The sequence below is a fragment of the Myxacorys sp. genome (assembly GCF_059501405.1).
In genome coordinates this window covers 12,550-28,401 of the sequence record NZ_JCACCM010000092.1, presented here as the reverse complement: position 1 = coordinate 28,401, position 15,852 = coordinate 12,550, and the positions used below count along the sequence as shown (strand labels likewise).

The following is a 15,852-nucleotide window of genomic DNA, read 5'->3' as shown; positions in this document are numbered from 1 at the left end:
TGAAAGCCTCTTGTTGTCTGGCTTCGACTACTGCCTATTTCCGATTAAGTCTATTCAGACGCAACTGAAGTGAAAGGGTAGGAGAAGCTTTAGCCGTTCTAGCTCGGCAACCCTTTGGCTCTTGGGTGCTAGGAATCGTAGCATTAGGCTTGATTGCTTACAGCATTTATTCACTCATTGAAGCCCGGTATCGCCAGATTATACAGTGATACATGTCGTTATGAATAGAAATGAAGTTGATAACAGTATCAATACTGTCAACACAAACACCTGAAGAAACTAACAGAATTTTCAGGCAGAAATATTATTTAGTGATCAGTAAGTAACTAGTTACCATCATCGCTATCTCATTTGGAGTTTAGATTGCTCAGATTGATGTAATGCTTGTAGAACTCGCTCAGATTGCGCTTCAAATCGCTGCGACTAGTGGGTATGGGTTGTATACCATTTAGATCGGAGGTACGCTGCCTTTCCGCCGATCGTTCCAGTTGCTCCAAAGCATGGGTCGTATGAGAATCTTTTGCCTCAAATACCGTCTTCAAGCATTAAGGTTTGAGTGTTGTCGCCGTCCAAATTGTCCAAACATCGACCAGTAACAGCAGCATCGTCAACCCCAACAAGATGAAATACATCCAGGGCTGAGAGAGCGGTTTGACATCTCGCGTATCAATTCCTGTTTCTTTCTGCACGCGATCGACAAATCGAGAGAATCCAACCATCCGCATTGGTAAAAGATATCCTTCCCCCGATTGGGTCAGCAAGTAGTAGACCAACCCGCCCTGTCCGGTCGTGCGAGGTTTAAGCGCTTTCACATCTGACCACGCGAGTTGCCAACCTTTACGAAAAAACCGGGGAACCCAAATCGGGTAAGTCACTTGAATGCCCTCAGAATCGACAATCACTCGTTCGCTTAAGACGCCAAAGAGAATGAGTGCCCCGATCGCAATTCCAACCCACAGCCCGTTGGCTGGCACAGGTGCATCCGTCACGTCTGCCAAAAACGGGAGTGGCGTTGTCAGCACGACATAAAGGCTCAGCAGTGTAATGCGAATTAAAGGAGAAATCCGAAAAACAGTTTGTGTCGATTCTAAAGGCTTACTAACAGTCATGCAATTTCTGTAAATGAAGAATGGGCACTCATCGGACGGGTTGACCAAGCATTAATCCAAGTCAAAATTTTGTGATTCACTTCCTCCGGGCGCTCATCGTGAGGACAGTGCCCCGCATTGTCAACCTGGACGAGTTCCAGCTTCGAATTGAGCTTGACGCAATAAGCCGCCAGGTTTGGCGGTACAAACCGATCTTTTTGTCCCCAGAACAGCAGCAGTGGCATCTCCAACGTCGGCAGAATCGAGCGGGCTGTGTAATGAGTCGCTTTTGGAGAATTTACCATGGCTCGAAACGCTTTAGAAGCATCGCGATCGTAAGCAGGTATCGATAAAATCTCAATCAGTTCATCGGTGATTCCGCTCGGTGTGGCATAAGCTTGGTTTGCCCATGCTCGAACCACCGCTCGGCTCCGCAGCAATTTGAACAAGGGGTTAAAAATCAACGGAAGCGTGACAACCCGTTTGCCAGCAGCAGCGATCGGGCGCAAAGCAACCATGACCAACTGTACCCATTTCGGCGTATCTAACACCGAGGAATCGGGCAAATTTAACATCACAACGCCCTTCACCATGTCAGGATACGCCGCCGCAGCAGCGAGACACACGAGAGAGCCGATCGAATTACCAATCAGAACAACGGGTTCGTGGATAAAGGTTTGCCAGAAATCGTGGACTTGCTCAATCCACAGCGTCACATTGTAAGATGCGATCGCTTTTTCAGATGCCCCAAATCCGAGTAGATCTAACGCATACACCGGATGGTGCTGACTAAAGGCGGACAAGTTGTGTCGCCAATGCCCGATCGACGCCCCAAATCCATGCAGCAGCATCAGAGGTGGAGCCGTGTCTTGAGATTGAGATCGGATATAGGTATAACGCGTTTGCCAACCTCGCCAAACCCAATCGCGCTGATTTCCAATGCGCTGCTGCCAGTGTAGAGCGTCTGTCACAGTTGCCTTCGTCTTGCTAAAACCTGCTTTTTGATTGTAGACAAAGACGGGAGAGGATAGAGATGAGTAAAGAGGAGATCAGAGAGGATCAGATTTAGCTCCCAAGATAGACATTTCCACCTGAGGAAACCGTTACCACTAAGACTGAAGCCCTGTCTCCTCTAAGCCTTAAATCCTAATCCTATGACATTTAGCTTTTTCGATTTAATCTGGGTATTTTTCCTATTCTCTTCCCTTCAACCCCTATTTCAGCGCCGTCGGACTGAATCGCGTCGTCTCAGCTCACTCAAAGAGATTGAACGCCAGAGAAATAGCCGCGTTATTCTGCTTGTGCATCGTCAAGAATCGATTAGCCTACTGGGAATTCCCCTGTCGCGCTACATTACGATCGAAGACTCTGAGCAAGTGCTCCGGGCAATTCGCTTCACGCCTCCCGATGTGCCAATTGATTTAATTCTGCACACCCCCGGCGGACTGGTGCTGGCGACAGAGCAGATTGCACGGGCATTAATTCGGCATTCGGCAAAAGTGACGGTGTTTGTGCCTCACTATGCAATGAGCGGCGGAACCATGCTGGCATTAGCCGCAGACGAAATTATGATGGATGCCAATGCAGTACTAGGTCCAGTCGATCCGCAGCTAGGCAACTTTCCGGCTGCCAGCATTCTCAAGGTTGTAGAAGAGAAACCCATCAGCGAAATCGACGATCAGACCTTGATCATGGCAGATCTTTCCCGTAAGGCAATTAGACAGGTGCAGAGATTTGTACGGACGCTATTAAACGACTCGGTTCCAAAGCCGAAGGTGGCACCCGAAAAAATCGATGCCATTGTTGATGCCATCACAACAGGGCAGGTGACTCACGACTATCCGATTACGGTTGAGGAAGCAACAGAGATGGGTTTACCGATCACAGTTGGACTGCCAACCCAAATCTACGATTTGATGGAACTATACCCTCAGCCTCAAGGCGGGCGTCCTTCGGTGCAATACATTCCGATGCCCTACAGTGATCGTCGCCCTGTCCTTCCCGTACCGAAAGGCAGACCATTACCCGAAGGCGCAAGAGCCAGCGATCGCTAAATCTTTTGCAGAGCTATTGTCTTGAGCAGTAAGAGCGGTAAATCTACCGCTCTGTAAGGTTGAGAGGCACTCTATTAAACTGGTTACAGAAGTCTATTTGCTTCGATTTTTTAAGCGAAACTTCGCCTACCGATTTAGCGTCAAATAATTTATCCGTAATCTTCGGTAAATTGCTTGAGGATCAGGTTTGGTAGAAGTGATTAAACTTCTATAGTGCTATATTCGAGTTCACTGCGACTCCCGCTCACCTCTTAACTGATATGCGATCTGCTATGCGCCGCTTCTCAATTCGCTCCGTTACTCGTGTTTTTCTTCCTGCCAGCTTAGCTGCTGCGGTTGCCATTGTTGGTAGTTCGTTTAATCCGGCTAGCCGTTCAACCCTCGCGATCGCTCAAACTGGGCAGCCCTTAACGATTAAAGGCAATAGCACCGAAGCTAATGCCAGAACGGGTGTTGTCGTGGTCAAAGGGAATGTTCAGATTAGTTATCCGGCACGACAAATTCAGGCAACCTCGGCTCAAGCTGTGTACTTTAGCAAAGAGCGGCGCATTGTTTTGACCGGAGATGTGTACGTGCTGCAGCAAAGCAATAGTCTGCGAGGAGAGCAAATTACTTATCTTGTGGATGAGGGACGGTTTTTGGCATTACCTCAAGCGAATAAGCAAGTAGAAGCGATTTACATTGTTACCGAAACCCCCACGGCTCCGACTGCGCCTGCAACTCCAAACACACCTGCGATTCCTCGTCCTGCTCCAACGCCGTTTAATTCAAAGCCAGCCTTCTCTTCTCCCAATCGATAGTTTCGCCTGTTTTTCTCAGCTCATCTACGAGGTTTTAGGAGTTAGTTTTTGAGGATTGTATTAGAGAACATCCATAAGTCCTACGGCGCGAGAACGATTGTCAATCGCGTCAGTCTCTCGGTGGCGCAAGGAGAGGTGGTTGGGCTTTTGGGACCCAATGGCGCGGGTAAAACGACGACATTTTATATTGCAACGGGGTTGGAGAAGCCTGACAGTGGAAAAGTATGGCTTAATGATCTAGAAGTGACTCAGCTGCCGATCAACCAGCGTGCCCGATTGGGCATTGGTTATTTAGCGCAAGAAGCCAGCATTTTTCGTCAACTCAGCGTTCGCGACAACATTCTTTTAGTGTTAGAGCAGACCAAGGTTCCACAGTGGCAGTGGAACGATCGCTTAAACAGTCTCTTAAAAGAATTTCGGCTCGAAAAAGTGGCCTCGACTCTTGGTATCCAAGTTTCAGGCGGTGAACGACGACGAACAGAACTCGCAAGAGCGCTGGCAACAGGAATTGAGGGGCCAAAATTTTTGCTCTTGGACGAGCCATTTGCAGGAGTAGATCCGATCGCAGTGGCCGAAATTCAAGACATTGTGGCAGATCTGCGCGATCGCAAGATGGGAATTTTGATCACCGATCACAATGTCCGCGAAACCTTATCAATCACCGATCGAGCCTATATTATGCGTGATGGGCAAATTCTTGCCTCTGGTAACACCGAAGAACTCTACAATAATCCGTTAGTCCGCCAGTATTATTTGGGTGACGCCTTTCAGCCTTGACCGCTTCATCAGGACGTAACCATGTCTAGCCTTTCTAACACTCGTCCGGTACGGCGATCGCTGATCTCGGTTCTCGATCGCTACATCGCTAAGCAGTTTGCCGGTCCGTTTATTTTTGGGGTGGCAGCATTTTCGTCAATTTTGGTGTCGGTTGGCAGTGTGTTCGACCTGATTCGGAAGATGACCGAGTTGGGGCTGCCGTTTGCGATCGCGGGGCGCGTGTTTCTCCTGCAACTGCCAGAATTCGTCAGTTTGTCCTTTCCAATGGCAACGCTGCTCTCGACGCTGATGGTGTACACGCGCCTCTCGACGGACAGCGAGCTGATTGCGCTGCGGAGTGCCGGAATTAGTGTTTATCGGTTGATTGCTCCCGCGATCGTGCTGAGTTTACTCGTGACAGCGCTGACGTTTGGTTTTAATGAAGGGATCGTTCCGGCGGCGAAGTATCAAGCGGGGGTCACGCTCGAAAGTGCTCTGAAGCAGGATAAACCGAGGTTTCAAGAACGGAATATTCGCTTTGAGCAGATGAGAAATGTGAAGCAGCCGGATGGCAGCAAAGCGCAGATGCTAGAGCGGCTTTTCTATGCGCGAGAGTTTGACGGGCAACGTATGAAGGGCTTGACGGTTCTCGATTTTTCTCAAGTGGGCTTAAATCAAATCGTGACGTCAAACTCTGCGGTTTGGAATGGAAAGCAGAGTACGTGGGATTTCTTTGACGGTACGATTTATATCGTTGCCCCGGACGGGTCGTATCGCAATATTTTGCGATTTGATCAGCAGCAGATTCAGCTTCCTCGAACACCGTTAGATCTGGCGAACCGAAAACAGGATTCGGCAGAGATGAATATTCAGGAGGTGCGAGATTACCTCCAGATCGTCAAGCAAAGCGGAGATGAACGGCGAATTCGTAAATTGGAGCTACGAATTCAGCAGAAGTTTGCGTTTCCGTTTGTCTGTCTAGTGTTTGGGCTAACGGGGGCAACGCTCGGCATTCGGCCTCAGCGAGCCGGGAAAGGCACGAGTTTTGCAATCAGCGTGATTATTATTTTTACGTATTATTTGCTGTCGTTTATCTGCGATTCGTTGGGACAACTAGAGGTACTTACTCCAACGATCGCGGCTTGGTTGCCGACGATACTAGGGTTGTCGGTCGGCTCAGTCTTGTTAGCTAGAGCGGCGAGATAAGGCTTCACCTGCGATCGCGTAGCGACTCACCGATGAGCAGCGCCAATTGGGGCGCGATCTCATCAAAAGTTAAGTTTTAGATGCGATCGATCGCTCTGATTCGCTCACCCTTGAAATTGACATTAACCTCTGCTCCTCGCTGCCTTCTGTGTGCTTCATTTCTGTCGCGGGAACACTGGGTTCCATCAGAGGTGCTACAGGGAGTCGAGTGTGAGACATTTTCAACCGTTTGCGATCGGTTACAGTGCGGTGAACGCGCTGGGCTTGGGACAAGCGTGCCGATTGGTGTATCGAGACGAAGCCATTATTCAACAGGAAACGCGATCGTGGGGATTTAATCGCCTACGGTTTTTCGATTGTGGAGCAACCCAAGCATTTATGCTGGCCAGCCACGATTTGATTGTCCTCACGTTTCGAGGAACCCAATTGCGATGCCGTTACGACTGGCTCACCGATCTCAAACTTCAACTCATTTCTGGCTGTAGCGGCAACGTGCATCGTGGCTTTTCCGAAGCGCTAGACTGCATCTGGAGCCATGTAGTGGAGGAGCTTAGGCATACTCGGACTCAGAATCAAGCGTTGCTGCTGACAGGGCATAGTATGGGTGCAGCCTTGGCAACGCTGGCAACTGCAAGACTGCACGAAATCGATCAGGTTGTGAACGGGCTTTACACCTTTGGATCGCCGCGTGTGGGCAATCGAAACTTTGCAGAGTGCTTTAATACCACCTTCTACGATCGCACCTTCCGAGTCGTGAATGATAACGATTTGGTGACGAGAGTTCCGCCCCGCTCATTTGGCTTTCACCATGTCGGAAAATTGATCTACTTTGATACAACCGGACAACTCCACACCGATCATCGCTACTGGGAAAAGTTTCTTGAAGAAGTTCAGGGCGGGATCGAAGACTTTCTCAGACCCGGAATCGATTGCATTACCGACCACGACATGGAGCAATACGCCCAGGTATTGGCAATGAATGTAGAAGCTAAACAACGCTTTAGGGCTGTCGCTGCCGCACGATAAACGCTGCGATCGCCAGATCAACTGGAGTGGTCACTTTCAAATTCGTTTCCTCGCCTTCGACAATTTGCACCGCCAGTCCGCACTGCTCAAATAGGGCTGCATCGTCTGTCACCTCCCAGCCGTTCTGCCTTCCTTTCTCGTGGCACTCTATCAGCAATGGCACAGAAAATCCTTGCGGCGTCTGGGCTGCCCAAAGCTGTGAGCGATCTGGCGTATGCGCGATCGCGCCTGTAGAATCGACAACCTTGATCGTGTCTTTTACAGGAATCGCGGCAATCAGACCGTCACAGGTCAGAAGCGCTTCAGAACAGCGATCGAACAAGTCAGGCGTGGCTAAACATCGTGCCCCGTCATGGATTAAAACGTGTTCTGCATTACTGGGTAAGCCTTGTAACCCGTTGTAGACTGATTCCTGCCGCGTGGTTCCTCCTTGAATAAACTGAACGGGTTTCGACAGATGGAGCGAAGTTGCGATCGCTCTAAATTCGTCCCAATCCTCTGGTTGCCCAATAATGCCGATCCAATCCACCGTTTGGGAGGCTTCTGCGGCTAAAAGAGTCCAGGCAATCAACGGTTTTCCAAGCAAATCGAGCAGGAGTTTGTTGCGATGGCTGCCCATCCGACGCCCTGATCCGGCTGCGGGAATCAATAAGTACACAGTTTTTCCTCACCTGCTCTAGACAATAGCTCCAAACACTAGCCGCCGATCGCGGCTCAATCCAACATAAACGGAATCATTCACCTTTTGGTGAGTTGGCGCGGTAATTCTTCTCCTACAATAAGGAGCGGGTAAGCGTAAAGAAGCGTAAATAAAATAGTTATGAGAATTCTTGCTCTTGTACCGGGTGGAATTGGCGATCAGATCCTTTTTTTTCCCACGTTGGATGATTTAAAGCGGCACTATCCAGACGCTCAAATCGATGTTGTGGTAGAACCGAGAGCGAAGGGAGCTTATCGCGTCTCAAAAACGGTAAACGAGACAATTCTATTTGACTTTAAAGGCAGTAATAGCTTGGCTGACTGGGGAAACTTACTGGGAGTGATTCGCGATCGCGAATACGATATTGCTCTTTCCCTCGGTCAACGATGGGGCATTGGGTTTCTGCTCTGGCTTGCCGGAATTAAAACTCGCATCGGCTATGCAGGCAACGCCGCTTCAGAAGCCCTGCTCACCCGCACGGTGCGTCTGCACCAAGAGCAGTATGCGGCGGATATGTATCATGACTTACTCAAGGGCTTAGATATTGTCACCCCGACGCCCGAACTCGCGGTCAGCGTTCCGACCAAAGATCTAGAATGGGCGGATGCAGAACGCAAGCGCTTAGGCATTCAAGGCGGCGGCTATGTGCTGATACACGGGGGTGCAAGTGAGCTATCTCGCCTCAAAGGAATTGATAAAATCTATCCCGTTGCCAGTTGGCAAAAGATAGTACAAGATTTTCAGCAACGCCAGCCTGACTTGGCGATCGTCGTTGTCAAAGGGCCTGAAGACGATGGATTTGTGGCGGAGCTAGTAAAAGCCTGTCCTGCGGTGAAAGTAACAGCTCCAGATAATATTGGTCAACTAGTGGCGATGATTGCCGGAGCCAGTTTGATGCTGTGTACCGATAGCGGCCCCATGCATCTAGCGATCGCGGCTCAAACGTTCACGCTAGCGTTGTTTGGAGCAACTGATCCTGATAAACTGCTGCCTAAGAGTGAGCGGGTTTCAAGTATCAAATCTCCAACGGGCGCAATAGCAGATATCACGCCGACTATGGTTCTCGATCGGGTGTGGGGCAGCTAGTTTCTTAGCGACAGTCATTATGGATGAAGTGCCAGAGCAATCTAGACATCAACCGCTTTGGAGCCAAATCAGCACCAATGCGTTAATTCGCTTCCTGCTGTTCTTCGCATCAGGTTGGGCATTTGTTGCACTGTTTCAATATTTTGAGTACGTAATCTTTGTGTTTACGTTTTCAGCCGTTCTGGCACTGCTGCTTAATTATCCGATGCGCTATTTAGAGCGATTTGTCGGACGAAGCATCGCACTTGGTCTTGTCATAACATTGAGCCTGATCACAATCATTGTTCTAATCATTGCGATCGGGCTGACGCTGACCAACCAAGTTCAACAATTAGCCACATTGCTACTAGAATCTCTCAACACCGCAAACAACCCACTCGATCAGTTGCAGAGTGAGTTGGCAGCACGAAACATTCCTCTCAATCTGGACGCGATCGAGGCTCAAATTCGGGATGTATTTGTGTCTGGACTGAATTGGGCCGTCGGTTCTTTGCCCATTCTTTTACAGAACTACGTCACCTTTATCATTGTTCTAGTCGTTGCCTTTTTCATGCTGATTGACGGCCCAAAGCTTTGGCAACTTGTACTAAAGCTAGTTCCCGCCCAAAATCGAAGTCGGTTTTCGCGCGCGGTGCAAAGAAATTTCGTCGGTTTTCTTCGCGGTCAATTGCTGATCTCGTTTCTGCTGAGCGTTGCTACGTTTCTGGCTTTTGCGCTGTTTCAAGTCCCATTTTCATTTTTGCTCGCGGTCACGGTTGGCGTTTTTGACTTGATTCCTGGCATTGGCGCAACCTTAGGAGTGAGCTTTGTTTGCTTGATTATCTTGGTTCAAAGCGGCTGGCTCACGGCGCTCAAGGTGTTAGCCGTTTGCCTGGTTCTGCAACAACTGCAAGACAATTTTGTTTCACCGCGTGTGATGCAAAGTACGGTTCATCTAAATCCGGTGGTGGTGTTTTTTGCGCTTCTGGTCGGGACACGCGTATCAGGGCTACTGGGCATCTTCTTGGGTATCCCGATCGCAGGAGTAATCGTCAGTCTGTTAGAGATTGAAGAAGCACAAGGGGATTAGCAAGGATTAAATATTCAAAGTAGCGGTGCAAACTCCGAAGGATCGACTTAACGTTGAATTCAAGTTTTTCAGCAATAGGCTATCAAGTGCGCATAAGTATAGACGAGCCGAATGAGATACGAACTGAAAAATTCAACCTTTAAAGATAAATGATTAGTGAAGCGATATTCGCGTTAGTTTTAGTACTTTAAATTAGACTGCTTTTCACAATTGAGCAGAGATGCCGTCGTTGGCAGCGAATTATATAGAAACTCTAGCAGGCATGATGGATGAGATAAATTCTCATCCATCATGCTTCTTAAAAAATCCATTGCCAATCTAACTTGTCAGGGATCACACAAGTAGGAACACACAAAGTAGCCCTATTCACAGCTACTAGAATGAATCTGTGTACCAAGATTTCTATCTTTCTTCTCCGCCACCTACACCAATTCCACTGTTATACACTTCTGCATTTTGAATATTCACACCCTCTAAATTTGCACCAAACGTCTGAGCGTTATACATCCGAACGCTAGAAAGATTAACGTTCATCATATTTGAGTCATTCAAAATTGCATTCGTGACAAATGCACTCGTCAGATTTGCATTTTTCAAGTTTGCGCCAGTCAAATCAGCGCCTTCAAGGTTGGTTTCAATTAGCTTCGCACCTTGCAAATTGGCATTTCGTAGATCAGCGCCTATTAAGTGTGCGCCGCTCAGATCTGCACCTTCTAAATTACAACTTACACATTCTCCAGTTTTGAGGAGCCGCTGGACATGTTGGGGATTTGATGCTTGAGCAGGTGACGCGATCGCGCCAAGGGCGAACTGCGGAGCAACCGCGATCGTAGCAAAGACGGCGACAGGTACTAAGTTTTTCATTATTACTATACTCCTCTCAATAAATCCTTGGAACAATACCGAAGCTATATAGGTCTACAAGCAATATTTAATTGATTCCAGATTACTAAAGAAAATTTGGTCTTGTGTCCTCCGATGGGTAGGATTTATACAATCATCAGACGGCTCTTACACTCGCTTGAAAAACTTCATCACATTTCAAGAACACCCCTTTTCATTTCAGAAAGGTGATTGTTGAGCTATTCAGGCTCTCATTAGTTTGATAAAATTTAACATAAAGCAATCTAATACATTTTGCGCAGGTTAATAAGAGCATGACTGGATTTATTCGAGGGCTGTTTAGCAGGAAACCGCAACCCCCTGGTGAGGAGAAGATTGAAACCAAGTCAATACAGCGTCTTTCAAAGCAAGAAAAGGTATCACTGGCATACTTTCTAGACGAAAGCGAAGCTAGTTCTATGGGCGATGCTGCCTATATGAAGGCAGTCAAGAAAGTGAGACGTACCTTTCCGAAAACAGCAGGTCAACTTGAAGATCTAGAGCTAGTCCAGGAGATTTCTGCCCTAAGCAGAGTTGTAGGCGGAAAGCTTTCAGAAACATTGACCTCTATGGCTGAATCTGACTCCGAGCGCTCCTCTGGAACGTCGCAAAGTGGGTCAAATTCAACGGCGAATCCTACAACCACACCGCGTCGCCGACCCGACAGCAGTATGGACACGTTCCGTAAGATGGCGCGAGATATCAAAAAGTAATCGACTCTCGTAACGTCTTGCTAGAAGATGAGAAAGGCGCGACTGGCTTTGCCAAGTTCTGAAGGGGTTCGCTTCGCGAAGTCCACTGGATCACGTTCCGCTGTCTCCCTTTCTCATCTTCATTCATGAATACTCGTCCCAAAATTATTGTTTTAGATGACGATCCCACTGGATCACAGACGGTGCATAGCTGCCTGCTGTTAATGCAATGGGATGTTGAAACCTTACGGATAGGACTTGCAGACGACGCGCCTATTTTTTTTGTCCTCACCAACACGCGATCGCTCTCTCCAGAAAAAGCGGCAAGTGTGACGCAAGAGGTTTGCCAAAATCTGAAGCAGGCGATCGCCGCCGAAAACATTCAAGATTTTCTCGTGGTCAGTCGCTCCGATTCGACGCTCAGGGGTCACTACCCGATTGAGACTGACGTCATTGCTCAAGAACTGGGTGGCTTTGATGCTCATTTCTTAGTTCCTGCCTTTTTTGAAGGCGGACGCACAACTCGCGACAGTGTGCACTATCTAAAGGTTGACGGGGTGGATACACCCGTTCACGAAACTGAGTTTGCGCAGGATTCGGTGTTTGGCTACAGCTACAGTTATTTGCCCGATTACGTCCAAGAAAAAACGAAGGGAAAGATTCCGGCGAATCAAGTCGATCGGTTTTTGTTAGCCGAGATTCGATCAGGAGTACAAGAGCGCCTAACTCACCTCCACGACAATCAGTGTTGCGTCGTGGACGCAGAAACTCAGGCCGACCTCGATCGTTTCGCGGCTGATATTTTGGCAACGGCATCTCAAGGAAAGCGGTTTCTATTTCGGAGCGCAGCAAGCTTGCTGACTTCGTTGGCAAATTTGGGTAAGCAACCGATCGCGCCTGAAGCGATGGCACAATATGTTCGTGGCGGCAAACCGGGAGCTGTGATCGTCGGTTCTCACGTTAAAAAGACGACTGAACAACTTGCAAAATTATTAGAAGCGCCTGGAACTGTTGGTATCGAAATTGATGTTTCTCGACTGCTTGACAAATCTGCTCCTTCCCACGCTGCACTCTTGGCCGAAATTACGCAAACGGCTGATCAAATTCACACTTCAGGCAAAACGCCTGTCATTTTTACAAGCCGCCAAGAACTCACTTTCGACGACGCCCAAACCCGCTTGGAGTTTGGAGAAGCCGTTTCTACTTTATTAATGGACATTCTGCGCCAGCTTCCGTCAGACATCGGATTTTTGATCAGCAAAGGAGGCATTACCTCCAACGACACGCTGAGCCAAGGCTTAGCTCTCCGAACCGCAGGGCTTTTAGGACAAGTCCTGGCTGGAGTGTCAATGGTCAAAACGCCTTCTGAGCATCCTCAATTTCCCAACCTGCCGGTTGTTTTATTCCCTGGTAATGTTGGTGATGCAACGGCTTTAGCTACGGTCTACCAGCGTCTCAGAAGTTCCACCTAATTTCTCATCACCCCCACCCTGCTTCTATGGAACGCATTGGCTTTATCGGACTCGGCATCATGGGCAAACCCATGACCCAAAATCTACTCAAAGCGGGCTACTCAGTTGTGATTTTTAATCGCAGTCAAGGCGCGATCGCGGCCTTAGCCTCTGCCGGGGCAATTCCGGCAACTTCCCCCAAACACGTTGCCGAACAAGTTGATGTAGTGATCACCTGTCTCCCCGATTCACCGGACGTAGAAGCGGTTGTGTTGGGCAGCAATGGCGTCATAGAAGGGGCGAGATCCGGCATGATGCTGATCGACATGTCTACGATCGCGCCTGCTACATCTCGAAAACTCTACGACGCATTGAGCGAAAAAGGAGTTCAAGCTCTGGATGCTCCGGTTTCAGGAGGAGACATTGGAGCGCAGCAAGGAACGCTCTCGATTATGGTCGGGGGTGACGAGCTTGCGTTTGAGTGGGCTTTGCCCATCTTGCAAGCGATGGGCAAAAATATCGTTCATATTGGAGCCGCCGGAGCCGGACAAGTGACCAAAGCGTGTAACCAAATTGTAGTTGCCCTCACCGTTCAAGCCGTGGCAGAAGCGCTAACCTTGGCGAAAAAGTCTGGCGTAGATGGGGCGAAAGTGCGAGAGGCACTGCTCGGCGGATTTGCTCAAAGCCGAGTGCTAGAAGTTCACGGCGATCGCATGTTAGAAGGTCGGTTTGAACCTGGATTCAAGCTCGATCTGCACCGTAAAGATATGAACATCGTCTTGCAGACCGGGCGCGAGGTTAGCCTTCCACTGCTGGGAAGTAGCCAAGTCGCGAGTTTGATGGACTCGTTGATTGCTCAAGGAATGGGTGGATTTGATAATGCTGCACTGGTGAGCTTGTATGAGATGCTAGGCGGTCTTGAGTCCGATAAGCGTTAGGATCTTCTAGAGTGCAGATTTTTTGAACCGTGCTGTTTAGGCCGTGTCGTGACTCTGTTTGAATCGCTGAACTCCCAATCGCTAAACTATGTCTGAATCGCCGACCACTTCTGAATTACCGACTACGTTAGATGACGCGACCGCTCAAGCTCAAGCTGCCATTCAAGCCGCCCTTAAAGCAGGCTACACCCGAATGCAGGTCGAACTCATCTTTCCAGAACTCAAAGCCATGCCTGTTGCCGAAAAATTTCTAGAGGCGTTTGGGGACTGGGGAGCAGGGCTGAAAGTTTTTTTTACCGATGCAGGAACGGCAGCACTTGCCAAACGAAACTGGGGCGATACGCCCTTTCAAATTGGCAGTTTAGATGTCGCGGGTACGCGGCAAACAACCCTAGCCGAAGAGCAGGTTAGTCCTGACAATACGCTCCTCATTTTTGTCTCACCCACCGCAGTTGAAGTCAGTCCGGTTGAACAAATCTCTGAGATAGCGGGCGATCGCCCCATCATTTTGCTCAATCCTCGATTAGAAGATGTAGCGATCGTCGGTATTGGCTACGCCGGGCGGCAGATTCGAGAGCGCTTTTTAGACACGATTGAGCCCTGTTATTACCTGCGTCCCCTAGACGATAATTCTGCGCTAATGCGGTGCTATCCATCACCCTGGCAAGTGTGGTACGCAAATGATGATGGCGTCTATCAACTCATTGCTGAAGAATCAGAAAAACCCGATTCTGAGAGGCTCGAGGAGATTTTTGCTTCGGTTCTAGGGGATCGGCAACCCAAGCCAGGCCTGTTGGCTGGCTTACAGCAGTTTTTACGGGCTTTAGGTAGATAAAGTTTTCACTGGGATCTAGTGAATTTCCCCATGTCGTTTACGTATTCTCGAGGTACAAAGGGCATAATTATCGCAATCACTACACCTCTGTACTACTTCAGTCCGAGAGCCAGTACGAGAGGTGGGTGTAGCATAAAAGCCTCTGTTGCAATGTTTGGAGAGCCGCGATCGCATGAGCAATTCTGTCCCCCGTCGTATTGTAATTGGTGATGTACATGGGCACTATGAGGGGCTAATGACATTGCTAGGCGCGATCGCACCTGACACAGATGATCAAGTTTATTTCTTGGGTGATTTAATCGATCGCGGCCCTCAAAGCGCTCAAGTGGTTGAATTCGTGAAGAATAGCCCATACCAATCGTTGATGGGCAATCACGAGTATCTCTTGCTCGAAGCGTTTCCTGATGGACAAGTCTTTCCCCCTGCATTGCAGGCATGGTTACAGAGCGGTGGGCGCTCCACGATCGCCAGTTATGGTGATACAGGCATTTTGCTTGACCACATCGATTGGATGCGCACGTTGCCAACTCATCTCGATCTGGGAGACATCTGGCTCGTGCATGCAGGAGTGCATCCAGATAGGCCTCTGTCTCGTCAGAGCCATCAAGAATTCTGCTGGATTCGAGACGAATTTCACAGCATTGCTCAGCCCTATTTTCACAACAAACTGATTATTACTGGGCATACCATCACGTTCACCTTTCCAGGCGTCACACCGGGCGCGATCGTGAGGGGCCAGGGTTGGCTTGGCATTGATACAGGTGCATACCACCCTAAAAGCGGTTGGCTGACTGGTTTGGATGTAACTCATGGCAAGGTTTACCAAGCAAACGTCTATACCAACGCTGTTAGAACGCTCTTCTTAGAAGAAGCAATTACTGAAATTGACACCAAGCGCTTAGGTCGTCGTCATGCGCTGCCTCTGCGAAAGTGACTTTGGTGAACAGTCTTCGCTACCTAAGTAGCGAAACTTAGGTAGCGAGGCAGAATAAATTGCTCCCCCATGCTGCATATTCAGGACTCCGATTTTTCGAAGAGTTGAATATGCAGTTTTTTGCGTTCACGCACGTATCCAGATTAGGCTGCATTACAGAAATTCTAGGATTAGCGACCTGCTATCCTTTGTTATGGACGCATTGACGAATCTATCGGGTTGCGTCCATAACAAATCACGGTATTGCGCTTTCAACCAGGATTGCCAGATGTTAAATCTGAAATGGCTACGGCCTAAGCAGCACCTTGATGCAGCCGATGCCTCAAAATTAAAGT

At 48.8% G+C, this 15,852-nt stretch carries 17 protein-coding genes; 13 read left to right on the top strand and 4 right to left on the bottom strand.

The annotated features are described in order from the left end of the window. The first annotated feature begins 125 nt into the window (after positions 1-125). Entirely contained in the window at positions 126-209 is an 84-nt protein-coding gene (locus AC5I6P_RS10935) for a hypothetical protein (RefSeq protein ID WP_495693789.1), read from the top strand. A gap of 336 nt (positions 210-545) precedes the next feature. Here AC5I6P_RS10935 and AC5I6P_RS10930 read toward each other — a convergent pair whose 3' ends face one another. Beyond that, on the bottom strand, positions 546-1,109 hold the full coding sequence (locus AC5I6P_RS10930; RefSeq protein ID WP_495693788.1) for a hypothetical protein: 564 nt from the start codon (positions 1,107-1,109) through the stop codon (positions 546-548). Beyond that, positions 1,106-2,059: an alpha/beta fold hydrolase gene (locus AC5I6P_RS10925; RefSeq protein WP_495693787.1), complete on the bottom strand. Its 954-nt coding sequence runs from the start codon at positions 2,057-2,059 to the stop codon at positions 1,106-1,108. Before AC5I6P_RS10925 ends, AC5I6P_RS10930 begins: the two co-directional genes overlap by 4 nt. Positions 2,060-2,242: 183 nt before the next feature. On the opposite strand from AC5I6P_RS10925, the gene AC5I6P_RS10920 reads away from it, so the two are divergent. The 5 genes from AC5I6P_RS10920 to AC5I6P_RS10900 all read left to right on the top strand — a co-directional run bounded on the left by AC5I6P_RS10920 (position 2,243) and on the right by AC5I6P_RS10900 (position 6,930). Further along, positions 2,243-3,142 carry an SDH family Clp fold serine proteinase gene (locus AC5I6P_RS10920; protein ID WP_495693786.1) on the top strand — a complete coding sequence of 300 codons (900 nt, stop codon included), beginning with the start codon at positions 2,243-2,245 and terminating at the stop codon, positions 3,140-3,142. A gap of 260 nt (positions 3,143-3,402) precedes the next feature. Beyond that, a complete protein-coding gene (locus AC5I6P_RS10915; RefSeq protein ID WP_495693785.1) occupies positions 3,403-3,942 on the top strand; it encodes an LptA/OstA family protein in 540 nt (179 codons plus the stop codon). Between the two features lie 48 nt (positions 3,943-3,990). After that, complete coding sequence (gene lptB / locus AC5I6P_RS10910) at positions 3,991-4,719, top strand: LPS export ABC transporter ATP-binding protein (protein WP_495693784.1); 729 nt, start codon at positions 3,991-3,993, stop codon at positions 4,717-4,719. Between the two features lie 21 nt (positions 4,720-4,740). Next, entirely contained in the window at positions 4,741-5,904 is a 1,164-nt protein-coding gene (locus tag AC5I6P_RS10905) for an LptF/LptG family permease (RefSeq protein WP_495693783.1), read from the top strand. A 210-nt stretch (positions 5,905-6,114) separates the two neighbouring features. After that, positions 6,115-6,930: a lipase family protein gene (locus AC5I6P_RS10900; RefSeq protein ID WP_495693782.1), complete on the top strand. Its 816-nt coding sequence runs from the start codon at positions 6,115-6,117 to the stop codon at positions 6,928-6,930. On the opposite strand, the gene ispD is transcribed toward AC5I6P_RS10900, so the two are convergent. Beyond that, entirely contained in the window at positions 6,905-7,588 is a 684-nt protein-coding gene (gene ispD / locus AC5I6P_RS10895) for a 2-C-methyl-D-erythritol 4-phosphate cytidylyltransferase (protein WP_495693781.1), read from the bottom strand. The two genes, AC5I6P_RS10900 and ispD, sit on opposite strands and share 26 nt — an antisense overlap. A 162-nt stretch (positions 7,589-7,750) precedes the next feature. On the opposite strand from ispD, the gene AC5I6P_RS10890 reads away from it, so the two are divergent. Together AC5I6P_RS10890 and AC5I6P_RS10885 are read left to right on the top strand one after the other, a co-directional pair. Then, on the top strand, positions 7,751-8,716 hold the full coding sequence (locus AC5I6P_RS10890; protein ID WP_495693780.1) for a glycosyltransferase family 9 protein: 966 nt from the start codon (positions 7,751-7,753) through the stop codon (positions 8,714-8,716). Between the two features lie 19 nt (positions 8,717-8,735). Next, positions 8,736-9,785 (top strand): AI-2E family transporter, encoded by a 1,050-nt coding sequence (locus AC5I6P_RS10885; RefSeq protein WP_495693779.1) that lies wholly within the window; start codon positions 8,736-8,738, stop codon positions 9,783-9,785. Positions 9,786-10,187: 402 nt separating this feature from the next. Here AC5I6P_RS10885 and AC5I6P_RS10880 read toward each other — a convergent pair whose 3' ends face one another. Then, positions 10,188-10,649 carry a pentapeptide repeat-containing protein gene (locus AC5I6P_RS10880; protein ID WP_495693778.1) on the bottom strand — a complete coding sequence of 154 codons (462 nt, stop codon included), beginning with the start codon at positions 10,647-10,649 and terminating at the stop codon, positions 10,188-10,190. 293 nt (positions 10,650-10,942) lie between these two features. Between AC5I6P_RS10880 and AC5I6P_RS10875 the strand changes: the two genes are divergently transcribed. From AC5I6P_RS10875 to AC5I6P_RS10855, 5 genes are all read left to right on the top strand, one after another. Next, complete coding sequence (locus AC5I6P_RS10875) at positions 10,943-11,380, top strand: hypothetical protein (RefSeq protein WP_495693777.1); 438 nt, start codon at positions 10,943-10,945, stop codon at positions 11,378-11,380. Between the two features lie 125 nt (positions 11,381-11,505). Beyond that, the gene (locus AC5I6P_RS10870) at positions 11,506-12,831 is read left to right on the top strand and encodes a four-carbon acid sugar kinase family protein (protein WP_495693776.1); all 1,326 of its coding nucleotides are present in this window, start codon (positions 11,506-11,508) and stop codon (positions 12,829-12,831) included. A 26-nt stretch (positions 12,832-12,857) separates the two neighbouring features. Beyond that, the gene (locus tag AC5I6P_RS10865) at positions 12,858-13,748 is read left to right on the top strand and encodes a 2-hydroxy-3-oxopropionate reductase (RefSeq protein WP_495693775.1); all 891 of its coding nucleotides are present in this window, start codon (positions 12,858-12,860) and stop codon (positions 13,746-13,748) included. A gap of 88 nt (positions 13,749-13,836) precedes the next feature. Beyond that, entirely contained in the window at positions 13,837-14,583 is a 747-nt protein-coding gene (locus tag AC5I6P_RS10860) for a DUF1995 family protein (RefSeq protein ID WP_495693774.1), read from the top strand. Between the two features lie 172 nt (positions 14,584-14,755). Further along, positions 14,756-15,517, top strand: a complete 762-nt coding sequence (locus AC5I6P_RS10855; RefSeq protein ID WP_495693773.1) for a metallophosphoesterase family protein — start codon at positions 14,756-14,758, stop codon at positions 15,515-15,517. The last annotated feature ends 335 nt before the right edge of the window (positions 15,518-15,852 follow it).